This is a genomic window from Bradyrhizobium sp. GW821-FHT13H06 (assembly GCF_058803975.1).
Map to the genome: position 1 here is coordinate 596,885 of NZ_JBXAPN010000004.1, position 21,736 is coordinate 618,620.

At 64.7% G+C, this 21,736-nt stretch carries 21 protein-coding genes; 7 read left to right on the top strand and 14 right to left on the bottom strand.

Translation table 11 applies throughout. The features are described from left to right. The first annotated feature begins 70 nt into the window (after nucleotides 1-70). Together AC1RQP_RS20140 and AC1RQP_RS20145 are read left to right on the top strand one after the other, a co-directional pair. On the top strand, nucleotides 71-2,428 hold the full coding sequence (locus AC1RQP_RS20140; protein ID WP_239622531.1) for an Orn/Lys/Arg family decarboxylase: 2,358 nt from the start codon (nucleotides 71-73) through the stop codon (nucleotides 2,426-2,428). Nucleotides 2,429-2,433: 5 nt separating this feature from the next. Beyond that, nucleotides 2,434-3,009 carry a GNAT family N-acetyltransferase gene (locus AC1RQP_RS20145; RefSeq protein ID WP_492938256.1) on the top strand — a complete coding sequence of 192 codons (576 nt, stop codon included), beginning with the start codon at nucleotides 2,434-2,436 and terminating at the stop codon, nucleotides 3,007-3,009. 3 nt (nucleotides 3,010-3,012) lie between these two features. Here AC1RQP_RS20145 and AC1RQP_RS20150 read toward each other — a convergent pair whose 3' ends face one another. Further along, complete coding sequence (locus tag AC1RQP_RS20150; protein WP_028177182.1) at nucleotides 3,013-3,225, bottom strand: hypothetical protein; 213 nt, start codon at nucleotides 3,223-3,225, stop codon at nucleotides 3,013-3,015. Nucleotides 3,226-3,380: 155 nt separating this feature from the next. On the opposite strand from AC1RQP_RS20150, the gene AC1RQP_RS20155 reads away from it, so the two are divergent. After that, nucleotides 3,381-3,539: a hypothetical protein gene (locus tag AC1RQP_RS20155; RefSeq protein ID WP_492938257.1), complete on the top strand. Its 159-nt coding sequence runs from the start codon at nucleotides 3,381-3,383 to the stop codon at nucleotides 3,537-3,539. Between the two features lie 291 nt (nucleotides 3,540-3,830). On the opposite strand, the gene AC1RQP_RS20160 is transcribed toward AC1RQP_RS20155, so the two are convergent. After that, nucleotides 3,831-4,280 carry a flagellar basal body rod protein FlgC gene (locus tag AC1RQP_RS20160; protein WP_492938258.1) on the bottom strand — a complete coding sequence of 150 codons (450 nt, stop codon included), beginning with the start codon at nucleotides 4,278-4,280 and terminating at the stop codon, nucleotides 3,831-3,833. 123 nt (nucleotides 4,281-4,403) lie between these two features. Beyond that, complete coding sequence (locus AC1RQP_RS20165; protein WP_492938259.1) at nucleotides 4,404-5,453, bottom strand: hydroxyacid dehydrogenase; 1,050 nt, start codon at nucleotides 5,451-5,453, stop codon at nucleotides 4,404-4,406. A gap of 241 nt (nucleotides 5,454-5,694) precedes the next feature. Here AC1RQP_RS20165 and AC1RQP_RS20170 point away from each other — a divergent pair, with 241 nt between their 5' ends. The 3 genes from AC1RQP_RS20170 to AC1RQP_RS20180 all read left to right on the top strand — a co-directional run bounded on the left by AC1RQP_RS20170 (nucleotide 5,695) and on the right by AC1RQP_RS20180 (nucleotide 7,320). Further along, complete coding sequence (locus AC1RQP_RS20170) at nucleotides 5,695-6,261, top strand: thiamine pyrophosphate-binding protein (RefSeq protein ID WP_239622526.1); 567 nt, start codon at nucleotides 5,695-5,697, stop codon at nucleotides 6,259-6,261. Nucleotides 6,262-6,269: 8 nt separating this feature from the next. Next, a complete protein-coding gene (locus tag AC1RQP_RS20175; RefSeq protein ID WP_492938260.1) occupies nucleotides 6,270-6,866 on the top strand; it encodes a thiamine pyrophosphate-dependent enzyme in 597 nt (198 codons plus the stop codon). 76 nt (nucleotides 6,867-6,942) lie between these two features. Beyond that, the gene (locus AC1RQP_RS20180) at nucleotides 6,943-7,320 is read left to right on the top strand and encodes a VanZ family protein (RefSeq protein WP_448033232.1); all 378 of its coding nucleotides are present in this window, start codon (nucleotides 6,943-6,945) and stop codon (nucleotides 7,318-7,320) included. A gap of 42 nt (nucleotides 7,321-7,362) precedes the next feature. Here AC1RQP_RS20180 and AC1RQP_RS20185 read toward each other — a convergent pair whose 3' ends face one another. From AC1RQP_RS20185 to AC1RQP_RS20235, 11 genes are all read right to left on the bottom strand, one after another. Continuing rightward, nucleotides 7,363-7,746 carry a DUF1236 domain-containing protein gene (locus AC1RQP_RS20185; protein WP_028177189.1) on the bottom strand — a complete coding sequence of 128 codons (384 nt, stop codon included), beginning with the start codon at nucleotides 7,744-7,746 and terminating at the stop codon, nucleotides 7,363-7,365. A gap of 115 nt (nucleotides 7,747-7,861) precedes the next feature. Beyond that, nucleotides 7,862-8,749, bottom strand: a complete 888-nt coding sequence (locus AC1RQP_RS20190) for a 2-hydroxy-3-oxopropionate reductase (RefSeq protein WP_492938261.1) — start codon at nucleotides 8,747-8,749, stop codon at nucleotides 7,862-7,864. Between the two features lie 240 nt (nucleotides 8,750-8,989). After that, nucleotides 8,990-9,775 (bottom strand): hydroxypyruvate isomerase, encoded by a 786-nt coding sequence (gene hyi / locus AC1RQP_RS20195; protein WP_492938262.1) that lies wholly within the window; start codon nucleotides 9,773-9,775, stop codon nucleotides 8,990-8,992. Nucleotides 9,776-9,786: 11 nt separating this feature from the next. Continuing rightward, nucleotides 9,787-11,577, bottom strand: a complete 1,791-nt coding sequence (gcl, locus tag AC1RQP_RS20200; protein ID WP_492938263.1) for a glyoxylate carboligase — start codon at nucleotides 11,575-11,577, stop codon at nucleotides 9,787-9,789. Nucleotides 11,578-11,729: 152 nt separating this feature from the next. Beyond that, nucleotides 11,730-13,532, bottom strand: coding sequence for an adenine deaminase C-terminal domain-containing protein (locus tag AC1RQP_RS20205; RefSeq protein WP_492938264.1), 1,803 nt, complete (start codon nucleotides 13,530-13,532; stop codon nucleotides 11,730-11,732). 85 nt (nucleotides 13,533-13,617) lie between these two features. Next, nucleotides 13,618-14,412: an NYN domain-containing protein gene (locus tag AC1RQP_RS20210; protein ID WP_492938265.1), complete on the bottom strand. Its 795-nt coding sequence runs from the start codon at nucleotides 14,410-14,412 to the stop codon at nucleotides 13,618-13,620. 53 nt (nucleotides 14,413-14,465) lie between these two features. Continuing rightward, nucleotides 14,466-15,965 (bottom strand): tripartite tricarboxylate transporter permease, encoded by a 1,500-nt coding sequence (locus tag AC1RQP_RS20215; RefSeq protein ID WP_492938266.1) that lies wholly within the window; start codon nucleotides 15,963-15,965, stop codon nucleotides 14,466-14,468. After that, nucleotides 15,965-16,450: a tripartite tricarboxylate transporter TctB family protein gene (locus tag AC1RQP_RS20220; protein WP_492938267.1), complete on the bottom strand. Its 486-nt coding sequence runs from the start codon at nucleotides 16,448-16,450 to the stop codon at nucleotides 15,965-15,967. Before AC1RQP_RS20220 ends, AC1RQP_RS20215 begins: the two co-directional genes overlap by 1 nt. After that, on the bottom strand, nucleotides 16,447-17,415 hold the full coding sequence (locus tag AC1RQP_RS20225) for a Bug family tripartite tricarboxylate transporter substrate binding protein (RefSeq protein WP_492938268.1): 969 nt from the start codon (nucleotides 17,413-17,415) through the stop codon (nucleotides 16,447-16,449). Before AC1RQP_RS20225 ends, AC1RQP_RS20220 begins: the two co-directional genes overlap by 4 nt. A gap of 104 nt (nucleotides 17,416-17,519) precedes the next feature. Beyond that, complete coding sequence (locus AC1RQP_RS20230) at nucleotides 17,520-18,362, bottom strand: IclR family transcriptional regulator (protein ID WP_492938426.1); 843 nt, start codon at nucleotides 18,360-18,362, stop codon at nucleotides 17,520-17,522. A 162-nt stretch (nucleotides 18,363-18,524) separates the two neighbouring features. Beyond that, nucleotides 18,525-20,654 (bottom strand): acetate--CoA ligase family protein, encoded by a 2,130-nt coding sequence (locus tag AC1RQP_RS20235; RefSeq protein WP_492938269.1) that lies wholly within the window; start codon nucleotides 20,652-20,654, stop codon nucleotides 18,525-18,527. Between the two features lie 349 nt (nucleotides 20,655-21,003). On the opposite strand from AC1RQP_RS20235, the gene AC1RQP_RS20240 reads away from it, so the two are divergent. After that, entirely contained in the window at nucleotides 21,004-21,699 is a 696-nt protein-coding gene (locus tag AC1RQP_RS20240) for a GntR family transcriptional regulator (RefSeq protein WP_162250091.1), read from the top strand. The last annotated feature ends 37 nt before the right edge of the window (nucleotides 21,700-21,736 follow it).

Genomic DNA, 21,736 nt, shown 5'->3' on the forward strand with positions numbered 1-21,736 from the left:
ACTCGGGTGTGTCATCCAACTGTCATCGAATGTGCCGAGAGCTGTGTCTCTGCCACATTCGGGACCCGACATGGACTATTTCAAGCGCTTCAACTTCCTGTTCGCAGCACCCGTGTTCGACGCCGACGACCTCGAGGGCGTTCGCTTCAACCAGATCATCGAGGAGATCCAGCGCTCCGGATTCGAGGTGGTCCGGGCGCGCAAGCTGGAGGATGCCGAGATGGCCGTGCAGACCGATGCGGCGATCGGCTGCATGGTGGTCGACTGGGGCAAGAAGGGCCTCGAAGGCAAGACCTCGGCGCTGATCAATCTGATGCGCCGCCGGGGCCTCGACTTCCCCATCATCCTCCTGATCCGTCGCAAGCGGTTCGAGGATCTGCCAGTCGAGGTGCTCGATTTCATCGACGGCTATGTCTTTCTGTCCGAGGAGACGCCGCCCTTCATCGCCAAGAACCTGATCAGCCGTCTCAAGCAATATGCCGAGACGCTGAAGACCCCGTTCTTCGGTGCGCTGGTCGACTATGCCGAGGAAGGCAACCAGCTCTGGACCTGTCCAGGCCATAACGGCGGCGTGTTCTACAACCGCAGCCCGATCGGGCGCGTGTTCGTCGAGCATCTCGGTGAATCCGTGTTCCGTGACGACCTCGATAATTCCGTGCTCGATCTCGGCGACCTCCTCACCCATGAAGGCCCGGCGCTGAAGGCGCAGAAGGAAGCGGCCCAGATCTTCGGCGCCGAAAAGACCTATTTCGTGCTCAACGGCACCTCGACGTCGAACAAGGTCGCGCTCGGCGCCCTCGTCACCGACGGTGACCTCGTGCTGTTCGACCGCAACAACCACAAGGCCGCCCATCACGGCGCTCTGATGATCAGCGGCGGCGTCCCCATCTACGTCCCGACCGTCCGCAATGCCTGGGGCCTGATCGGCCCGATGCGCTGGGACATGCTCGACGAGAAGGCCCTGCGCGAGGCCATCCGCAACCATCCGCTGGTCGGGGACCGCGACGCCTGGCGCAAGGAGCGTCCGTTCCGCGTCGCCGTGGTCGAGCAGTGCACCTATGACGGCTCGATCCACAGCGCAGAGATGATCCTGAAGCGCATCGGCCATCTCTGCGAATACATCCTGTTCGACGAGGCCTGGGCCGGCTTCATGAAATTCCATCCGCTCTATGCCGGGCGCTTCGCCATGGGCCTGGCCAATCTTCCTCCTGAGGCGCCCGGCATCATCGCGACGCAGTCGACCCACAAGCAGCTGGCGAGCTTCTCGCAGGCCTCGCAGATCCACATCAAGGATCGTCACATCCGCGGCCAGAAGCGGCGCGTCGAGCACCGCCGCTTCAACGAGAGCTTCATGCAGCACGCATCGACGTCCCCCTTCTATCCGCTGTTCGCCTCGCTCGACGTCGGTGCGCAGATGATGAAGGGTCGCTCCGGCGAAGTGCTGTGGGACGACACGATCCGGCTCGGCATCGAGCTGCGCAAGAAGATCCGGGCGATGCGCAGGGAGTTCGAGGAGAAAGAGCAAAATCCGGAGCGGCGCTGGTTCTTCGAGCCCTTCGTTCCCGATCGGGTCGCCATTCCCGATGTCAGCCGCCCCGGCGCCGCGCACAACGTCGCCTGGGAGACCCTCTCCACCGACGAGCTCGCGACCAATCCCGCGCTGTGGCAGCTCTCCCCGGACACCAACTGGCATGGCTTTCCCGATCTCGCGGAAGGCTTTGCCATGACCGATCCGAACAAGCTGACCTTGCTCACCCCCGGATTCGATCGTGCGACCGGCGCCTATGCCGAACACGGCATCCCCGCACCGGTCGTCGCGCAATACTTGCGCGAAAACCGCATCGTCCCCGAGAAGAACGACCTCAACTCCCTGCTCTTCCTGCTCACGCCCGGCGTCGAGGCAAGCAAGGCCGGCACGCTCATCTCCGGCCTCGTCGCGTTCAAGAGGCTGCATGACGACAATGCGCTGCTGGCCGACGCGATCCCGGAATTCCATCAGCGGCGACGGGCGCGCTACGCAGGCGTGCGTCTGCGCGACCTCTGCGGCGAGATGCACCGCTTCTTCCGAGCCGCCGACGTCAGTGCGCTCCAGGCTCGGCAGTTCATGCCCGAGCACATGCCCGAGATCGCGATGTCGCCCCGCGATGCCGCGCGCTATCTGTTCCGCAACGATGTCGACTACCTGCCGATCGAGGCGATCGCCGGCCGCATCGCCACCACACCCTTCGTCGTCTATCCGCCCGGCATCGCCACCATCGTGCCCGGAGAGCGGCTGACGGAGCGGGCCAAACCCATGATCGATTATCTCAAGATGTTCGAGACCTGCTTCAACACGTTCCCGGGCTTCGACGTCGAGATCCAGGGGGTCTACAAGGAGGTCGATGCGAACGGGCGCATTGGGCTCTACACTTACGTGGTCGCCGAGTAGCGCCGATGAACGAAACAGCTGCGCGCGCGAGTGACGAGCCCGTTCTGGTCAGGCCGTCACGCGAAAGCGATGTCGAGGCGATGCTGGCGATCTACCGCCATCACGTCCGCAATGGTGTGCCGCGCGATGTCGAGGGAACCGGCGCCCCTGAGCCGGATGATTTGCGCGAGCGGCGCAAGAACCTGAAGCAGACCCGCCTGCCGCATCTGGTGGCGACCTATCGCGGCGAGGTCGTCGGCTATGCCTATGCCGTGCTGTTCCGCAAGCGTCCCGCCTATCGGTACACGGCCAAGCACTCGATCTACGTCCACCACGCGCATCTCGGCCGCGGAGTCGGACGGCTATTGCTCCAGGAATTGATCGATGCCTGTGCGGCGGCCGGCTTCCGCCAGATGATCGGCTATATCGATGCCGACAACGCGCCCTCGCTGGCGCTTCACGAGAGGTTCGGCTTCGCACGCGCCGGCCTGCTCTGCGGCGTCGCCTATCGACACGGCCGCTGGTCCGACACCGTGATGGTGCAGCGATCGCTCGGCGCCGGGACGACAACACCACCGCCCATCATGACGCCGGGCCGGTAGGCCTTACGACGGAAAGTCGGCCGGTCTCACATGGATGCGGTCGGCATGCAGCGACCAGTCATGCAATGCCTGTTCCTTGCAGAATCTCGCTTTCGCCCGCTCCTTGGCCTCATTCTCGTCGGCGGCATCGATCTCGAGCGTACCCTGACAAACCTCGCTCTGTCGGCCGTATTCGCCGAGCACGTTCTTCATGAACCTGACGACATAAGTAGCCATGGGACCTCCTGCTGCCCTCGCAGCACTCTAGTCCCATTTAGGGCGGCGCGGGGAAGGAGATTTTGACGCGGATCAAGGCGGGAAGGACAATCCATTGCGGAACCTGCCGGCCGGGGAGAAGCCGGAATTCCAGCCGCGCCCATGAGGATCTTGCCTTGCACCTCGTCTCCGATACCGAAGTCACGAAAGTTCCGACGTCTCCTATCCTCATTGCCGCGCTGGAGGAGGCCCATCGCCGGCCGAAGATGGAAGTCCTGGACGCCTTTCTCGGCGGCGAGGGGCGCAATACGCGCGTCTTCGTGGACCGGCGGTAACCGTCCTTCCATGGCGTCGACGACATCCTGCAGCCGATCGCCAGCGGTACGATCAGCGAGACCGACGTCCTCGGCGATCTCCACGATCTCGCCAGCGGCAGCGCGCAGGGACGCGCCTCACCGTCCGACATCACCTTCTTCACAAACGCGGGCGGCGGCCATCTCGACCTCATGACCTGCGAGGCCGTGTTCAAGCAGCTCGGCACGAAGTTCGGGTAGACGCCCTGCCCTGGCATCTCGCCGGTGGAGGCGGACGAGCGAAGGCAGGCGGGACAGAGCCGACATCAGCCATCACGTCGTGATGTCGAGCAGCGACTCCGTCGTTTCCGAGTAGGCCTGAATGACCTTCGCATTGGCGATGAAGCTGTACTTTGCGGCCGCCAGCTCAGCGAATTCGCGGGTGATATCGACATTCGGCGCCGCGACCAGGCCGTCCTGGTTTGCGAAGGGAGCGCCTGGGTCAGATTGTGCGACATAGCTCGGCGAAACCGTCGACACGGCCGCTTTCGTACCGCCTGGCATCGAGCCACTGGATTGGTCGACCTGATCGACGCGCAACGGCACATAAGCCGCGGGATAAGTCGAACTCGTGCTCGAGCTGGCTGCACCGGCCGACGTGCCCGATCCGCCTGACGCTGGCAGCGGGCCGGTCGTGCGGACGTTGGCGATATTGCTCGCGGCCACGTTCACGCGCAAACTTGCCGCAGAAAGTCCGGATGTCGCAATCGAAAAGACGCTCATGGACTTTCAACTACAGGACAAGTGATACGCGTTCACTTACCCGATCGATAAGATGCGGCGCTTTGGCTTTCAATCGTGGTAACCAATGATCGGAGCGCAATCCAACCTGGCGCGGCCGGCCCCTTACCCGGGCGTCACACCAAACGCCTGCTTGAAGCGCTCCGCATAGCGCGGCCAGACTTCGGGATTGATCATGCGCGGCGGTCGCTTGCCGTCGAGCACATCAAGCACCTGCTCGGCGGCGATGCGGCCCATGTTCTGGCGCGCCTCGATGGTGACGCCTGCCGTGTGCGGGCTCGCCAGCACGTTGTCGAACTGGAGAAGCGGATGCTCCGGCGGCGGTGGCTCCTTGGACCAGACGTCGAGGCCGGCACCCGCAATGCGCTTGTCGCGCAGCGCCTGAAGCAACGCGTCCTCGTCGTGGATGAAACCGCGCGCCGTGGTGATGAAATAGGCATGCGGCTGCATCAGCGCGAATTCACGCACGCTGATCATGTTCCGGCTGCCCTTGTTCAGCGGGCAGGAGATCGAGACGAAATCGGCGCGGCGCAGGAGCTCGTCGAGCTCGACCTTCTCCCCGCCCCGCTCCGCCATCACCTCGGCCGACAGATACGGGTCGTAGGCCAGCACCGTCATGCCGAGCAGGCCCTTGCACAGGGCGGCGATGCGCCGGCCGACATTGCCGAGGCCGATGATGCCGACGGTCTTGCCCTCGACCTCGTTGCCGACGAGTTCGTTGCGGTTGACGTCGCGCTCGCGGCGCAGGCGGCGATCCGACTGGATGATGCGCTTGGACAGCGTCAACATCATCGCCAGCGCATGTTCGGCAACCGAATGGGCATTGCCGCCGGACTGGTTGACGACCAGAACCCCCGCGTCCGTGCAGGCCTCGACGTCAACAGGGTCGAAGCCCGCGCCATTGCTGGAGACCAGCAGCAATTTCGGCGTCCGCTTCAGAAAGGCGGCATCGACGTGGAAATGCGGCGCCAGTTCGTCGCGGGCCGCGCCGATCTGGTAGACATGGGCCGCGCTCAGGATCGGTGCATAGAAATCTTCAGGGCTCTCGTTCTCGATGCGATCGAGTCGGACGTCGGGCCGCGCCTTCAGAATGTCGATGTAGATCGGATTGGCGAGGTATTTGACGTAGAAGACGCGCTTGTTGTTGACGGACATCAGGACCCTTCCGGCTCGCTCGCGAGGGAGCTCGGCAAGGTCGGCGCGACGCGCTGCCTCCGGTGCTTCCTCCCGTTTCTTCATTGCCGCACTTATGACATGGCGGTGCCGGCCACGGCAGGCCTTCTGGCGCAGATCACGGTGCCGGCCCGGACATGTTGACAATCCCACTGCCTGCGTCAAGTTCGGCGGGCCGCCGCGACGGCCAGAAAGAAGCATGCGCGGCTGAAGGGAGAACGCAATGGCGATTGCGGAACAACGGACCTCGCCCCAGGCGGCTCAAAGCTCCGGCGAAGGAAGCTGGCACGGCATCGTCCTGCAAACGTTGAAGCGGAACGAGATCAGCCTCATCCCCTACGTGCCCGACCGCGTGCTGACGCCGCTGATAAAGAACCTGCACGCCGATCCCTTCTTCACCACCTTTGCCACCGCCCGCGAGGAGGAAGCGGTTGGCATCGTCTCCGGCGCCTGGATGGGCGGACGGCGCGGGGCGGTGCTGATGCAGACCTCCGGCTTTGCCACGCTGGCCAACGTGCTGGCCTCGCTCGCGGTGCCCTACCAGATCCCGCTGATCATGTTCGTGTCCGAGCGCGGCACGCTCGGCGAGTTCAATTACGGCCAGTCGCTGGTCTGCCGGACCATGCGCCCGGTGCTCGATTCACTGGCGCTGGAGCACCACACCATCACCCGACTCGACGAGCTCGAATTCATCACGGACCGCTCGATCAAGCAGGCCGTCACCACGCAGGCGCCGGTGGCGTTGATCCTCAACCCGCTGCTCACGGGCGGCAAGGTCTTCGACAAGTGAGGCCGGTCATGAACACGCGCAACACCAAGGTCATGAACCGCTTCGACGTCACCTCGCGCCTCATCGCGAAGCTCAAGCACGAGGAAGCCGTGATCGGCGGCATCGGCAACACCAATTTCGATCTCTGGGCCGCCGGCCACCGCCCGCAGAATTTCTACATGCTGGGCAGCATGGGGCTCGCCTTTCCGATCGCGCTCGGCGTGGCGCTGGCGCAGCCCGGTCGCCGCGTCTTCGCACTCGAAGGCGACGGCTCGCTGCTGATGCAGCTCGGCGCGCTGTCGACCATTGCAGCCCTGAAGCCGAAAAACCTGACGATGATCGTGATGGACAACGGCGTCTACCAAATCACCGGCGCGCAGCCGACACCGGCAGCGAACGTCGCCGACATCGTCGCCATCGCCATCGGCTCCGGCCTCGTCAACAGCGCCTGGGCCGCGGACGAGGAGGATTTCGAGCGGCTGGTCGACGATGCGATGGCTGCCAGCGAGCCGGGCCTGATCGCAGTCCGGATCGACGACAAACCGGGCGTGGGCACCACCCGCCGCGACCCCGTGCAGATCCGGGAACGCTTCATGCACGGCCTCGGCGCGCGCGAGCCACTTTAACATTTTGTCATTAACTACACGGCGATCTGATACCGACCTCGCGACAAGCCCGCCAGATCCGTGCTAAGCGGTCCGGATGTCCTTTTTCATTCGTAGCGTTGCCTGGCTGCTCGCGGCCGCCGTCACTTTCGCCACCCTCGGTCCCCCCGGCCTACGGCCCCATTCCGACCTCGGCCAGGACGGCGAACATGCGCTCGCCTTCATCCTGGTGGGACTGGCGTTCGGGCTCGCCTATCGGCGACGACGTCTGCTGGTCGCAGCCGCCGCGGTCGTGCTGATTGGCGTGCTCGAGCTGATGCAATTTTGGGCACCCGGCCGCCATGCGCGGCTGGAGGATTTTCTGGTCGATGCCGCCACCGCCTGCCTCGGCTTTGCGCTCGCCGCCGCGGCCGATTGGCTGCTCGCGCGCTTTCGCACCAGCGCTGCCCTGACAAGCGAAGGCCCCGCGGAGTGACACTCCGCAGGGCCTGTCTCGTCAGCGCTGGATTGCCGCCGATCAGTCGATGATCTTGACGACGCGGCGGGTGCGCGGCTCGACGATCACGCGGCGATCGTTCACGACCGCATAGCGATACTCGGTGTAATTCGGCACGGGGCGGAGCACAACGGTGGGCGGCAGCGGCTCGCCGACGACAACGCGCTCCTCCACGACGACCGAATCGCTTCGCGGGATTCCGCCCAGCACGGCATTCGGAATTTCGAGACCGGCGCCGACGGCCGCGCCAACGGTGCCGCCGACCATCGCGCCGATTGGGCCGCCGATGTCGCCACCCGCACGCGCGCCATCCGCGGCGCCCTGAGCGGTCGTTGACTGGGCGAAGGCTGCGCTCGACGCCAGCAGCGAGGCGGCGGCGAACGTAATCGCAAGACGGGTTTTCATGTGCTTATGTCTCCAGTGGATTGTCCTGCGCCTTCAACCGCGGGGCGCAGGCATTGTTCCGGTTCCCTGCGGCCAAAGAAGCGTCAGAATCCGGAGACTGTTACGCCGTAACACATCAGGCTGCGGCGATCTCGTGTCCCGCCATCAGTTCCAGCGCCCGCACCATCGCCGAATGATCCCACGCCTTGCCGCCATGCGCCGTGCAGGACGAGAACAATTGCTGCGCCACTGCCGTGCTCGGCAGCGACAAGCCGAGTGAGCGAGCGCCTTCGAGCGCGAGGTTGAGATCCTTCTGGTGCAGCTCGATGCGGAAGCCCGGATCGAAATTGCGCTTCACCATGCGCTCGCCATGCACTTCGAGGATCCGCGACGAGGCGAAGCCGCCCATCAGCGCCTTGCGCACCAGCGCTGGGTCCGCGCCGGCCTTGGATGCGAACAGAAGCGCTTCGCTCACGGCCTCGATCGTCAGCGCGACAATGATCTGGTTGGCGACCTTCGTCGTCTGGCCGTCGCCATTGGCGCCGACATGCGTGACATTCTTGCCCATCCTGTCGAAGATCGGCTTCATGGTGCCAAAAGCCCGCTCCGGCCCGCCGACCATGATGGTGAGGCTCGCAGCTTTCGCTCCGACCTCGCCGCCCGACACCGGCGCATCGAGATAGTCGGCGCCAAGCGCCTCGATCTTCTTCGCAAATTCCTTCGTCGCCAGCGGCGAGATCGAGCTCATGTCGACCACGATCTTGCCCTTGGAAATGCCGCTCGCGACCCCGTCCTTGCCGAACAGCACGGCTTCGACATGCGGCGTATCCGGCACCATGATGACGACCGCATCCGCCTTCTCCGCGACCTCTTTGCCGGAGTTGCAGGGAATGCCGCCGGCCGCGATCAGCTCCGGCGCAACGGGCGCGACGTCATGCAGCAGAACGCGATGGCCCGCGGCCAGGAGATGGCCGGCCATCGGCCGTCCCATGGTGCCAAGTCCGATGAAACCGATGTCGATCATGTCAAGCTTTCCTCAGTTGCATATGCAAGATTCATCCGTTGGCTCGGTGCACCTCTCCCGCTTGCGGGAGAGGTCGGCGCGTCCGGTCGATGCGAAGCATCGACCCGCGCGCCGGGTGAGGGCTCCATCCGCTTGGGGATTTTCACCGCACCGCGAATCCCATTGCGGAAGCACCCCTCTCCCCAACCCTCTCCCGCAAGCGGGAGAGGGAGTGCACCGTCACTGCGGCTTCGATATCCTCTATGTCTCGAACGTCTGTGCCGCGTGCCAGGACAGACCTTCGAGCGTCGTGGTGCGGGGCTTGTACTCGCAGCCGATCCAGCCGCGATAGCCGATCGCGTCGAGGTGGCGGAACAGAAAGGGATAGTTGATCTCGCCGGTGCCGGGCTCGTGGCGGCCGGGATTGTCGGCGAGCTGGATGTGGGCGATCTCAGGCAGATATTCCTGCATGGTGCGAGCGAGGTCGCCCTCCATGATCTGCATGTGATAGATGTCGTACTGGATGAAGAGGTTATTCGACCGCACGTCCGAGATCAGCTGCACCGCCTGCTCGGTGCCGTTGAGATAGAAGCCGGGAATGTCGAGCGTGTTGATCGGCTCGACCAGCAGCTTGATGTTCTCCCGCGCCAGCGTCGAGGCGGCAAAGCGCAAATTTCCGACCAGCGTCTCGTTCAGCTCGCGCGAGTCCGCATCGACAGGCGCGATGCCGACGAGGCAGTTGAGCTGCTCGCAATCGAGCGCCTTGGCGTAGTCGATGGCGCGAAATACGCCGTCGCGGAATTCACTGACGCGATCGGGCAGGATGGCAATGCCGCGCTCGCCCGCCGCCCAATTGCCGGCCGGCAGATTGTGCAGCACCTGCGTCAGCCCGTGGGCCTCCAACTGTTCACGCAGCTGCGCCTTGTCGAAATCATAGGGAAAGAGATACTCGACCCCGGCAAAACCCGCCGCCTTCGCCGCGGCAAAGCGGTCGAGGAACGGCATCTCGTTGAAGATCATCGTGAGGTTGGCGGCAAACTTCGGCATGAAACTCTCCCCTATTCCGCCGGCTGCAGCACGCCCGGGCGCGCCCGCTCGACCTCGTCGAGCGGAAGGTCCAGCACCTCCTCGAACTCGACGATGTTGTCGATCTCGCTGCCCATCGCGATGTTGGTGACGCGTTCGAGGATGAATTCGACCACCACGGGCACGCGATGCCTGGCCATCAGTTCGCGCGCGGTGGCGAACGCCGCTTGCGTGTCCTCGGGGCGGGTGACGCGGATCGCCTTGCACCCGAGGCCTTCGGCAACTGCGACATGGTCGACGCCGTAGACGCCGATCTCGGGTGCGTTGATGTTCTCGAAGGAGAGCTGGACTTGATAGTCCATCTCGAAGCCGCGCTGGGCCTGGCGGATCAGGCCGAGATAGGAGTTGTTCACGACGACGTGGATGTAGGGCAGATTGAACTGCGCGCCGACCGCGAGCTCCTCGATCAGGAACTGGAAGTCGTAGTCGCCGGAGAGTGCGACGATGTCGCGATCCGGACACGCCGCACGCACGCCGAGCGCGGCGGGCAGCGTCCAGCCGAGCGGTCCCGCCTGCCCGGCATTGATCCAGTTGCGCGGCTTGTAGACGCCGAGGAATTGTGCGCCGGCGATCTGCGACAGGCCGATCACGGTGACATAAGTGGTGTCGCGGCCGAACGCCTTGTTCATCTCCTCGTAGACGCGCTGCGGCTTGATCGGCACGTCGTCGAAATGGCTCTTGCGTAGCATCGTCTTCTTGCGATCGCGGCAGGACGCGGGCCACGCCTGGCGCTCGCGGAGCCTGCCTGACCGGCGCCACTCCCTGGCGACGGCGACGAACAGCTCGAGCGCAGCCTTCGCATCCGAGACGATGCCGAGATCGGGATTGAACACGCGCCCGATCTGCGTCGGCTCGATATCGACATGCACGAAGGTGCGGCCCTTGGTGTAGGTCTCGACCGAGCCGGTGTGGCGGTTGGCCCAGCGGTTGCCGATACCGAGCACGAAATCGGATTCCAGCAGCGTGGCGTTGCCGTAGCGGTGGCTGGTCTGAAGCCCGACCATGCCGGCCATCAGCACGTGGTCGTCGGGGATCGCGCCCCATCCCATCAGCGTCGGGACGACGGGCACGTTGGCGATCTCGGCAAACTCGACCAGCAGATCCGAGGCATCGGCATTGATGATGCCGCCGCCGGCAACGATCAGCGGCCGCTCGCCCGCGTTCAGCATCTCCAGCGCCTTCTCGACCTGCTTGCGCGTCGCGGCGGGCCTGTAGACCGGCAGCGGCTCATAAGTCTCGTCGTCGAACTCGATCTCGGCGAGTTGCACGTCGAGCGGCATGTCGATCAACACCGGCCCCGGCCGGCCCGAGCGCATCACGTGAAAAGCCTGGCTGAACACGCGCGGCACCAGCGCGGGTTCTCGCACCGTCACCGCCCATTTGGTCACGGGCTTCGCGATCGACTCGATATCGACCGCCTGGAAATCTTCCTTGTAGAGCCGTGCGCGGGGCGCCTGTCCGGTGATGCAGAGGATCGGGATGGAATCGGCGATCGCGGAATAGAGCCCGGTGATCATGTCGGTGCCGGCCGGCCCCGAGGTGCCGATGCAGACGCCGATATTGCCGGCCTTGGCCCGCGTATATCCTTCCGCCATGTGCGAGGCGCCCTCGACATGCCGCGCCAGGATGTGGCGGATCGAACCGCGCTTCCTGAGAGCCGAGTAAAGCGGATTGATCGCGGCCCCGGGAACCCCGAAGGCAGTCGAGATGCCTTCCTTCTCCAGGACACGCACGGCTGCATCGACGGCTCGCATCTTCGCCATATCGGACCTCGCTTCAGTTGCGTCAGCGAGCGCGATCATCAGATGCGCAGAAGCCGATCTCAACGAGATCGGCTTTATTTTCCACGATGCGGCAACCGCGGAAAAATCGCGGCGGTCTCAATCGGTTATATCGAGGAACGCGTGAAAGCGGATCACTCGAACAGCGGCGCCAGCTCCATCTGCGGCACCAGCACGAGGCCCTTGTCGGTGATGCGAATTTCCGGAATGACCGATAGCGGAATCAAATTGAAGCCCATGTAGGGGATGGTGCAGCCGGCCTCCGCCCATTCCTTCTTCAGCACCTTCATTTCTTCCGCCACTTCGGTGACGCGCTTGTCGGAGAGCAGCCCGGCAATGGGCAGTGGAACCAGCGACCTCACCTTGCCATCTGCGACGACGCAGACGCCACCCTGATGCTCCTTGATCGCAGCGATTGCCACCTGCATGTCCGGCTCATTGGTGCCGGCGACGATGATGTTGTGGCTGTCGTGACCGACGCTGGAGGCGACCGCACCGCGCTTCAGGCCGAAATCCTTGAGAAGGCCATGGGCGACATTGCCGGCCGACTTGCCGTGGCGCTCGACGACCGTGACGAAGCAAAGTCCGTAGCGGGCAAACAGGGATGGCCAATCCTTTGCAGGTTCGATTGCGACCTTCTCATGGATCAGCGTGATGCCGGGCAACGCGGTCTTGATCGCGTTGACGGTGCAGGCCTTCGCGGGCAGCTCCGGCGTCAGCTTCAGCTTCTCCGGAAGCTTCACCGTGGCGTAGGCGGCTCTCGGATATTGATAGCGTTGCGACAAGGCATGATCGAGAAGCCCGGTGATCTTGCGGTTCTCGACCACGAGCTCGCCGCCGTACCAGGTGCATTGCGGCTTGAGCTGGTCGTCCATCAGCACGAGATCGGCGCGGCGGCCGCCACCGAGCCCGCCGATATCGCCTTCCATACCGAAACGCGTCGCGCCATGAAGCGAGCCCATCGACCAGGCCTGCTCCGGCGACATCCCCGCCTTCACGGCTTCGCGCACCACCCAGTCGAGGCCGAACAGCAGGAGATCGTCGGCATCGCGGTCATCGGTGCACACCGCCGTGCGCTTGTGCGAGGCCCCGAGCTCGGTCACGGTGCGGATCGCCTGCGGCAGCGAATGCCAGGGCGTCGTCGGCGGGCCGCCGCGCAAGAACACCCAGACGCCGGCGTCGAGCAGGTCGTCGGCGATGTCGCGGTCGATCGCCTCGTGCGTATCGGTGACGCCGCTCGCCGCATAGGCAGCGACGAACTCGCGGCCATAGACATGACCGGACACCGGACGCCCGCGCTTCAGGGCCGCGGCGAGGATGGCATGGCTGCGCTCGTCGCCCATGGTGACAGGTACGAAATCCATCTTCTCGCCGAGTGCGACCGCTTCGGGCCAGCGATCGAACAGGCCCGCGATCTTGTCCGGCGTGAGGTCGCCGCCGGCGGTCTCCAGTTCCGCGGACGTTGCTGGCACCGTGCTCGGCACCGTCAGGAAGATCGAGAGCGGCGCCTCGCGCGCGTCCTCCAGCATCGCCTCGACGCCGGCCACGTCCATGACGTTGCCGATCTCGTGGCTGTCGCAGAAGATCGTGGTGGTTCCGTTGAGCAGCGCAGCTTCCGCGTAGGCACAGGCCGTCACCATCGAGGACTCGATGTGGATGTGCGGATCGACCAGCCCCGGCGCGATGATGCCGCCGGCCGCATCATAGAGCGGCACGCCGCTCCAGACCTTCTTCGCCGTGCCGGCCGGCTTCACCGCAGCGATGCGGCCGCCGGTGATCCAGACCTCGCGGCCCGGATGGATGCGCTCCGAATAGGTCGAGAGCACCCGGGCCCCCGTGACGACGAGATCGGGCGCAACGCGCGCCGAGGCGACGTCGGCGAGGCGACGCGTCATGCTGTGCAGCGGCGCAACGGAGAAACGGGTGAGTCTGGTCATCGGCGCTCTCTGGTGACGTTACGGCCGAGCGATGGTTACGCCCAGCCCCACCCCGGGCAAGCTCAAATATAGCGGCAGGACCTGCTTACGTCTTCGGCGCCGAAACGCCTGCCGCGCCCGGAGGCCTGCGCGGGTTCCGCGGTCGCCTCGGCGGTGCGGCAGTGGGCTTGACCCGAATTCGCATCGACCGGCCTTTCGGCTCATCGATCTCGAACGCATTCGTCTTTCGCACGAGATCGCTCAGCTTGCGAAAGCCGAACGTCCTCGGATCGAAATCCGAAGCCAGGTTGGCGAGCTGCCGCCCGACTTCACCGAGAGCGACCCAGCCGTCTTCGCTCTCCATCTGGGTGATCACCTTCTTGATGATGGGCGTGGCGGCATCGGGTGGCTGAAGCGGCGGCGACCTCGAGGCGGCATCCTGGGTGTTCGCCGGGGCGGCAAGCAGGTTCTCGGTGTAGACGAATCTCCGGCAGGCCTGCCGGAAGCTTTCCGGCGTCTTCTGCTCGCCGAACCCGAAGACGTCGACGCCCTGCTCCCGGATGCGGGCGGCGAGACGGGTAAAGTCGCTGTCGGAAGACACCAGGCAGAAGCCGTCGAACCGGCCGCTGTGAAGCAGGTCCATCGCGTCGATGACCAGGGTTATGTCGGACGCATTCTTTCCCGTCGTATAAGCGAATTGCTGCTGCGGGATGATGGCGTGCTTCGACAGAATGTCGGCCCAGGCCCTGGAACGCGCATTGGAGAAGTCGCCGTAGATGCGTCGGACGCTGGCCTCGCCGATCTTAGCAATCTCCTCGAAAAGTCCATCCGCGATCTTCGCAGAGGCATTGTCGGCGTCGATCAGGACGGCCAGACGGGGCGAGCGAAGTTCCGACGGCATTGCATTTCTCCACGGGATGGACGCAGCATTAGAACATGCGCGCGTCTCGACGGCTAATCTTCGTTCGCCTTGAATCGCCCGAGCCCCTTCATCACGAAGGGCGCCAGCAGCGCGATCAACGCCACCACCAGCAGCGTCGCCGAGATCGGGCTTTGGACCAGCGTCATGGGATCGCCGAGGCTGATCGCGAGTGCGCGACGCAACTGGCTTTCCGCGATCGGGCCGAGGATCAGGCCGACGACCACGGGAGCGATCGGAAAATCGAACCGGCGCATCAAGAAGCCGAGCACGCCGAAGCCGGCCAGCATCGATAATTCCACCACCGACGGCTTGGCGGCGATGGTGCCCATGGTCGCGAAGACGAGGATGCCGGCATAGAGCCAGGGCTGCGGAATCGCGAGCAGGCGCACCCACAGTCCGACCAGCGGCAGGTTGAGCACCAGCAGCATGCAGTTGGCGATGAAGAGGCTCGCGATCAGACCCCACACCAGATCGGGCCGCTCGGCGAACAGCAGCGGCCCCGGATTGAGGCCGTATTGCTGGAAACCCGCCAGCATCATCGCGGCGGTCGCCGAGGTCGGCAGCCCGAGCGTGAGCAGCGGCACCAGCGTGCCGGCGGCGGAGGCGTTGTTGGCCGCTTCCGGTCCCGCCACACCTTCGATCGCGCCCTTGCCGAATTCTTCGAGGTGTTTGGTCAGGCGCTTCTCGGTCGAATAGGACAGGAAGGTCGGGATCTCGGCGCCGCCCGCAGGCAGGGCGCCGATCGGAAAGCCGAACATGGTGCCGCGCAGCCACGGTTTCCACGATCGTTTCCAGTCTTCCTTTGTCATCCACAGCGAGCCGCGCACCGGCTCGAGCTTCTCCTCGGTATGGTGGCGGCGCGATGCGACATAGAGCGCCTCGCCCACCGCGAACAGGCCGACCGCGAGCGTCGTCACCTCGACGCCGTCGAGCAGCTCGGGAACGCCGAACGCGAGCCGCGCCTGGCCGGTCAGCTTGTCGATGCCGACGAGGCCCAGCGTCAGGCCGATGAACAGGCTGGTCAGGCCACGAACCGGCGAATCTCCGAAGGTCGCCGACACCGTGACGAAGGCGACGCACATCAGCGCGAAATAATCCTCTGGGCCAAAGCGCACGGCGAAATCGACCAGCCACGGCGCAAGGAAGGCGAGCCCAATGGTGGCGATGGTGCCGGCGACGAAAGAGCCGATCGCGGAGGTCGCAAGCGCCGGCCCGCCACGGCCGGCCTTGGCCATCTTGTTGCCTTCGAGCGCGGTCGCCATCGAGGCGCTCTCGCCGGGCGTGTTGATCAGGATCGCGGTGGTCGAGCCGCCATACATGCCGCCATAGTAGATGCCGGCGAACATGATCAGCGAGCCGCCGGGATCGAGCTTGTATGTCACCGGCAGCAGCAGCGCGACCGTCAGCGCCGGGCCGATGCCGGGCAGCACGCCGACGGCCGTGCCGAGGAACACGCCGATCAGCGCATAAAGCAGGTTCATCGGCTGGACGGCGACCGCCATGCCGTGGGCCAGCGCGGCAAAAGTATCCATCACAGCAGTCGCTCCAGGGGCCCGGCCGGAAGACTCAGCGTCAACAGGCGGTCGAACGCGAGATAGATGACGGTCGACATCACGAGGGCGATGATGCTGTCGACCAGGATGGCACGGCGCCCAAACGCCGCCGACGTCGTCACGAACAGCGCGGACGTCGCCAGGATGAAGCCGCCGCCGAAGCCGATGATCGCGATCAGCAGCCCGAGGCCAACCAGGATCAGAAACACCGGCACGGGATCGGCGCTCTCGCGCGCCGGCAGGTTGCCACGCAGCGCGTCGATGAGATTGCCGATCGCGAGCAAGGCAAGGCCGGAGGCGACCACAACCGGCATCGCTTCGGGCCCCATCCCGTACATCGCGGCAGATTGCAGGCCGCGTGCATCCCAGACCAGCACCGCGGCGAGCCCTGCGAGCAACGCGGCGATAACGAGGCCGGCGCGGTCGACGCGCCGCGGCGGCTGCGCAGGATCGCCTGAGGTCATGACTTGACGAGGCCCACCGATTTCAGCACGTCGGTGACGCGCACAGTTTCCTTCTTCAGGAAGTCAGCGAAAGCGTCGCCGCCGAGATACGCGTCCTCCCAGCCTTTCTGCTTGAGGATCTCCTTCCAGGCGTCGGATTTCACCATCTTCTCGACCGCATCGCTCAAGGTCTTGCGCTGCTCCGGCGTGATGCCGGGAGGCGCGACCACCGAGCGCCAGTTGGCAATCACGAGGTCGATGCCCTGCTCCTTGAAGGTCGGGATGTCACTGCCGGCAATGCGCTTCTCCGAGGTCACGCCGATCGCGCGCAGCTTGCCGGACTTGATCTGCCCTTCATATTCGCTCAGGCCCGAAATGCCCGCGGTGACCTTGCCGCCGAGGATCGCGGCCAGCGACTCGCCGCCGCCCGAGAACGGGATGTAGTTGATCTTCTTCGCATCTGCGCCGACGGCGCCGGCGAACAGGGCTGCCATCACGTGGTCCACACCGCCGGCCGAGCCGCCGGCGAAGGTGACTCTGGCGATATCGGCCTTCACCGCGGCGGCGAGATCCTGCGCATTCTTGATCGGCGAATTCGCGGGAACCACGATCACCTGGATCTCCTCGGTGAGGCGGGCAATCGGCGTCACCTGCTCCAGCGTCACCGGCGACTTGTTCATGGCGAGCGCGCCCACCATGACGAAGCCGTTGACCATCAGCTGGTTGCCGTCGCCCCTGGCGCCATTGACGAACTGCGCGATGCCGACGCTGCCGCCGGCACCGGGAACGTTGGTGACCTGCACGCTGCGCGCGACGCCCGAAGCCACCAGCGCCTGCTGCATCGAGCGCGCGGTCTGGTCCCAGCCCCCGCCCGGAGCTGCCGGTGCCATCAGCTTGAGCTCGAGTTGCTGGGCAAAGGCCGGATTGGCTGCCGCCAGGGTCAGCGCGACGGCTGCGCCGACAAGGCGCGGGGGAAATCGAAACATGGGGCATCTCCAGGCTCATGCGGACGTTTGCCGCATTGTGTCGTTTGGTCGCATATCAGCCAAAACGGCCGATACTGTCCAGTGACATCCCCCAGGGGTCTTGGTCAGCGGGGCGCCGGGATCACCCCGCCGAGCGCGGCCGTCAGATCGGCAGCAACATGCCGGACGATTTGCCCGATCTCCGGCAACCGCTGATCGGTCAAGCGGCCCGTCATGCCGGAGACTGAAATCGCCGCGAGCGGCTCGGCGCAGTCGTTGTAGACGACCGCCGCAACGCAGCGCAGGCCCATACAGGCCTCTTCATCGTCGAGGGCGTAGCCCTGCTTGCGGATCTTTTCGAGTTCCTTGAACAGGTCGCTCGGCCGAACGATCGACTTCTCGGTCAGGCGGGGCATGCCGTGATGGCGGATGACGGCGCCGACGTCCTCGTCCGAATAGGTCGCCAGCACGGCCTTGCCGACGCCGGAGGTCACCATGGGAACGCGGCCGCCCACCTTGGTCAGCGAGCGCATGATCTCGCGGCTTTCCATGCGGGTCAGCACGATGATGAACTCGTCGTCGACCACGGCGAGATTGGCTGTCTCGCGGGTAAGATCGCGTAGCTTGCGCAGATAGGGAATCGCCTGCGCAGAGAAATTGCGGCGCCGCGCGAAGCTGGCGCCGACGGTGAAGCTGCGCACGCCGACATGCCATTTGGATTCGCCGCGGTCGAACTGCACGAAGCGGCGGCTTTCGAGGGTTGCAAGCAGCCGGTGCACGGTGGACGCCGACAGGCCGGTACGGATCGCGAGATCGCTGAGGCGATAACCCTCGTCGTCCTCGGCCAGCGTCTCGATGATCGACAGCGCGCGGTCAACGGATTGCACGCCGCCGTCGCGGCCCTCGTGATCGGATTCCGCGACCGATTTGGGCTCGAGCGATTTGCGCCGGATCAAGTTCTTGCTCATCGCGACCTGCCGCTTGTGCATCCGTCATTCCGGGATGGTACGCCGGGACTGCGCGCAGCGCGGGCCTGGCGTACCAGACCCGGAATCTCGAGATCCTCAGGTGCGCAATTGCGCACCATAGTTCGATGCTCCGCATCGCCCGGGATGACAGGAGAGTTAGGCTCAGAGCAGCCCTGCCCCGCGCGCCCACTTGTACTTCGCGCCGAGCACCTCGACCGGTAGCTCCGTCGAGTAGGCATAGGCCGGGATGCCATTCTGGTAGAGATATTCGGCGGCTTCCTCGACCTCGACGTCGCCGGCCAGAGACGCGACCATCGGCTTCACAAAACCCTTGGCCTCCATCTCCTTCTTCACCTCGACCATGTTGCGGGCGAACACCATCGGCGGGGTGACGATGGTGTGCCAGTAGCCGAGGATGAGCGCATGGATGCGCTCATCCGACAGGCCCAGCTTCACGGTGTTGACGTAGGTGATCGGCGGCTCGCCGCCGGTGATGTCCACAGGATTTCCGGCCGCTCCGAACGGCGGGATGAACTTGCGGAAGGCCGCGTCGAGATCCGGCGGCATCGACATCAACGACAGGCCGTTGTCGACGCAGGAGTCCGACAGCAGCACGCCCGAGCCGCCGGCGCCGGTGATGATCAGCACGTTCTCGCCCTTCGGCGTCGGCAGCACCGGCACGCCACGCGCGAATTCGAGCAGCTGGCGCAAGGAGCGAGCACGGATCACGCCGGACTGCTTGAACACGTCCTCGTAGATGCGGTCGTTGCCGGCGAGCGCGCCGGTGTGCGAGGACGCAGCCTTGGCACCGGCCGAGGTGCGGCCGGCCTTGAGCACGACCACCGGCTTCTTCTTGGAGACGCGTTTTGCCGCTTCGGCAAAGGCGCGGCCGTCCTTGAGGTCTTCGCAGTGCTGCGCGATCAGGTTGGTGTTCGGATCCTGCTCGAAGAAGGCGAGCAGATCGTCCTCGTCGATATCGGACTTGTTGCCGAGACCGACGATCGCCGAGACGCCCATTTTCGCTGAGCGCGAGAAGCCGATGATGGCCATGCCGATGCCGCCCGACTGCGACGACAGCGCCGCATGGCCCTTGACGTCGTAAGCAGTACAGAAAGTCGCGCAGAGATTGGCGGGCGTATAGTAGAAGCCGTAGATGTTCGGCCCCATCAGGCGGATGTCGTACTTCTTGCCGACCTCGACGATCTCGGCCTGCAGCTCCGGCGCGCCGGCTTCAGCGAAGCCCGACGGGATCAACACCGCGCCCGGGATTTTCTTCTCGCCGCACTCGGTGAGCGCCGCAGCCACGAACTTGGCGGGGATCGCGAACACCGCGACGTCGATTACGCCGGGCACGTCCTTGACGCTCTTGTAGGCCTTGTAGCCGAGGATCTCGGTGGCCTTGGGATGGATCGGATAGATTTCGCCCTTGTAGCCGCCGTTGATGAGGTTCTTCATCACGGAATTGCCGATCTTGCCGTCCTCGGCGGAGGCACCGACCACGGCGACCGCCTTCGGCTGCATGATGCGGTTCATCGCCGCGACGATCTCTTCGGTCGGGCGCGGCTTCGGCTTCGGCTTGAAGGCGAAGTCGACGACGATGCGCACATCCGCGGCGGTCGCGCCCTTCGGCGTCGCGAACACCGGGTTGAGGTCGAGCTCGACGATTTCGGGGAAATCGGTGACGAGCTGCGACACCTTGACGATGACGTCGGCGAGGGCGTTGCGATTCACCGGCTCGCTGCCGCGCACGCCCTTCAATATCTCATGCGCCTGGATGCCGTCGAGCATCGAGAGCGCGTCCTCCTTGGTCGCCGGCGCGAGGCGGAAGGTGATGTCCTTGAGCACCTCGACCAGCACGCCGCCGAGGCCGAAGGCGACGAGCTTGCCGAACGAGCCGTCGGTGATCGAGCCGACGATGACCTCGGTGCCGCCGGCCAGCATCTGCTGCACCTGGACGCCCTCGATCTTGGCATCGGACTTATATTTCTTGGCGTTGGAAAGAATGGTCTCGTAGGCCTTCTCGGCCTCTTCGGTGGTCTTGAGACCGACAATGACGCCGCCGGCTTCGGTCTTGTGGAGAATGTCCGGCGAGACGATCTTCATCACGACCGGGAAGCCCATGGCCGAAGCCATCTTGCCGGCCTCGCCTGCCGACTTTGCCACGCCCTCCTTCGGCACCGGAATGCCGTAGGCGTCGCAGACCAGCTTGCCCTCCGGCGCCGTCAGGCTGGTGCGGTTGTCCGCCTTGACCTGGTCAAGCACCTTGCGGACGGCATCTTTGGAATTGGACATCTGGCTTCTCCCTTGACCTGAGTTCGTTCTTTTCAAAGCGCGCGTGGTTAGCGGCTGCCGGTGATGCTTGCCATTCGCCGCGCTCTGTTCCATGCGGCGGAACGGAGTGGCATAAAGCCCGAGACTACTCCGCCGGCTTGGATCAAAAATGGCTGGCGATGGCATTTGGTATGCCAGAAGCCAACTTGTCAAGCTGGAGCTTGTCTTAGAACGCCGCAAAAAATCGCCGCCTTGACATTCTGGCATGTGGTATGCCAAAAACTTTCCCGTCATTATTCCTGTAAAAGACGACTCCCACTGGAGGAGATTCGTCGTGTCACTACGGAAACCAACCAAGGCGTTGCCGAACATGGCCGAGGCAGACATCGCAATCGTTCGTATTGCCCCGGAGAGCAGCTTCAAGAACAAGGCGTATGACGCCTTGAAGGAAGCCATCCTCAAGATGGACATCTACTCGACGCCCGAGCCGGTGATGCTCGACGAGCGCGCATTGTCCGAGAGGCTTGGCGTCAGCCGCACGCCGATCCGCGAAGCGATCGCGATGCTCGAGCAGGACGGTTTTGTGAAGACGGTGCCGCGCCGCGGCATCATGGTGGTGCGGAGGACCAAGAGCGAGATCGTCGACATGATCCGCGCCTGGGCGGCGCTGGAGAGCATGGCCGCGCGCCTCATCACCACCACCGCACGCAAGAAGGACATCACCGCGCTGCGCGACTTCTTCAAGGATTTCGGCAAGGACCGCCTGCCCGAGGATCACGTCGAGGAATATTCGCGCGCCAACATCGCCTTCCACCAGGCGCTGATCTCGCTGTCGGAATCGCCGGTGCTGGTCGATCTCACCAACGACCTCCTGCTGCACGTGCGCGGCTATCGCCAGCTGACCATCGGACGCAAGGACCGCACCGCAACCTCGCTGCCCGAGCATCTCGGCATCATCGAAGCGCTCGAAGCGCGCGACACCGAGCTCGCCGAGAAGCGCGCCCGCGATCACACCCTCGGCCTCGCCGCTTACGTCGAAGCGCACGGCCAGGAACTGTTCACGTAGCTCTTGACCTAGCAAACCTTCACCAGAAGGGCGAAGC

Excerpts from the sequence above, each read along its gene's own strand:
- AC1RQP_RS20140 (WP_239622531.1), top strand. The coding sequence starts at position 71 with ATGGACTATTTCAAGCGCTTCAACTTCCTGTTCGCAGCACCCGTGTTC.
- AC1RQP_RS20145 (WP_492938256.1), top strand. The coding sequence starts at position 2,434 with ATGAACGAAACAGCTGCGCGCGCGAGTGACGAGCCCGTTCTGGTCAGG.
- AC1RQP_RS20150 (WP_028177182.1), bottom strand. The coding sequence starts at position 3,225 with ATGGCTACTTATGTCGTCAGGTTCATGAAGAACGTGCTCGGCGAATAC.
- AC1RQP_RS20160 (WP_492938258.1), bottom strand. The coding sequence starts at position 4,280 with ATGAGCGTCTTTTCGATTGCGACATCCGGACTTTCTGCGGCAAGTTTG.
- AC1RQP_RS20165 (WP_492938259.1), bottom strand. The coding sequence starts at position 5,453 with ATGTCCGTCAACAACAAGCGCGTCTTCTACGTCAAATACCTCGCCAAT.
- AC1RQP_RS20170 (WP_239622526.1), top strand. The coding sequence starts at position 5,695 with ATGGCGATTGCGGAACAACGGACCTCGCCCCAGGCGGCTCAAAGCTCC.
- AC1RQP_RS20175 (WP_492938260.1), top strand. The coding sequence starts at position 6,270 with ATGAACACGCGCAACACCAAGGTCATGAACCGCTTCGACGTCACCTCG.
- AC1RQP_RS20180 (WP_448033232.1), top strand. The coding sequence starts at position 6,943 with ATGTCCTTTTTCATTCGTAGCGTTGCCTGGCTGCTCGCGGCCGCCGTC.
- AC1RQP_RS20185 (WP_028177189.1), bottom strand. The coding sequence starts at position 7,746 with ATGAAAACCCGTCTTGCGATTACGTTCGCCGCCGCCTCGCTGCTGGCG.
- AC1RQP_RS20190 (WP_492938261.1), bottom strand. The coding sequence starts at position 8,749 with ATGATCGACATCGGTTTCATCGGACTTGGCACCATGGGACGGCCGATG.
- hyi (WP_492938262.1), bottom strand. The coding sequence starts at position 9,775 with ATGCCGAAGTTTGCCGCCAACCTCACGATGATCTTCAACGAGATGCCG.
- gcl (WP_492938263.1), bottom strand. The coding sequence starts at position 11,577 with ATGGCGAAGATGCGAGCCGTCGATGCAGCCGTGCGTGTCCTGGAGAAG.
- AC1RQP_RS20205 (WP_492938264.1), bottom strand. The coding sequence starts at position 13,532 with ATGACCAGACTCACCCGTTTCTCCGTTGCGCCGCTGCACAGCATGACG.
- AC1RQP_RS20210 (WP_492938265.1), bottom strand. The coding sequence starts at position 14,412 with ATGCCGTCGGAACTTCGCTCGCCCCGTCTGGCCGTCCTGATCGACGCC.
- AC1RQP_RS20215 (WP_492938266.1), bottom strand. The coding sequence starts at position 15,965 with ATGGATACTTTTGCCGCGCTGGCCCACGGCATGGCGGTCGCCGTCCAG.
- AC1RQP_RS20220 (WP_492938267.1), bottom strand. The coding sequence starts at position 16,450 with ATGACCTCAGGCGATCCTGCGCAGCCGCCGCGGCGCGTCGACCGCGCC.
- AC1RQP_RS20225 (WP_492938268.1), bottom strand. The coding sequence starts at position 17,415 with ATGTTTCGATTTCCCCCGCGCCTTGTCGGCGCAGCCGTCGCGCTGACC.
- AC1RQP_RS20230 (WP_492938426.1), bottom strand. The coding sequence starts at position 18,362 with ATGAGCAAGAACTTGATCCGGCGCAAATCGCTCGAGCCCAAATCGGTC.
- AC1RQP_RS20235 (WP_492938269.1), bottom strand. The coding sequence starts at position 20,654 with ATGTCCAATTCCAAAGATGCCGTCCGCAAGGTGCTTGACCAGGTCAAG.
- AC1RQP_RS20240 (WP_162250091.1), top strand. The coding sequence starts at position 21,004 with ATGGCCGAGGCAGACATCGCAATCGTTCGTATTGCCCCGGAGAGCAGC.